Origin of the sequence: Vibrio sp. OPT46 (assembly GCF_015163535.1) — a bacterium.
GTDB lineage: Bacteria > Pseudomonadota > Gammaproteobacteria > Enterobacterales > Vibrionaceae > Vibrio > Vibrio alginolyticus.
The window spans coordinates 1-340 of sequence record NZ_JADDYG010000152.1 but is presented as its reverse complement, the minus strand read 5'-3'; the positions used below and the strand labels follow the sequence as shown (position 1 = coordinate 340).

Genomic DNA, 340 nt, shown 5'->3' with positions numbered 1-340 from the left:
GATTCAACTTTTTGAGAGGGAAGGCTAGGTGTTGAGGCTGTTATTGCGACATCCGCAACCGCAGCTAAATCGATGTTGTGATCAGAAAGCTCTTCTTTAACCTTACTTACATTATTGCTAATGCCATGTGCAGCTTTCTCGGCTATTTGTTGTGACATCTGAACGATGTGGTGTCCAGATTGAATTCCCGATACAGGCATATCACTACTCCCAACATTATGATAGTGAGAGCATAGGTGGACTTTATAAAACGTTCAAGTGTTTTATATCAATGACTTGATTAGGCAAACAGTTTGGCAAGCATTTCTCTTTCTTCACCAGATAGAACCGGTTTTTGCGC

The 340-nt window shown here is 41.2% G+C and carries 1 protein-coding gene; it reads right to left on the bottom strand.

The window, feature by feature from the left end; genetic code table 11:
• Positions 1 to 200: hypothetical protein (locus IQR33_RS06685; protein ID WP_193843601.1), on the bottom strand; the 200-nt coding region annotated here is incomplete at its 3' end.
• Positions 201 to 340: the final 140 nt, after the last annotated feature.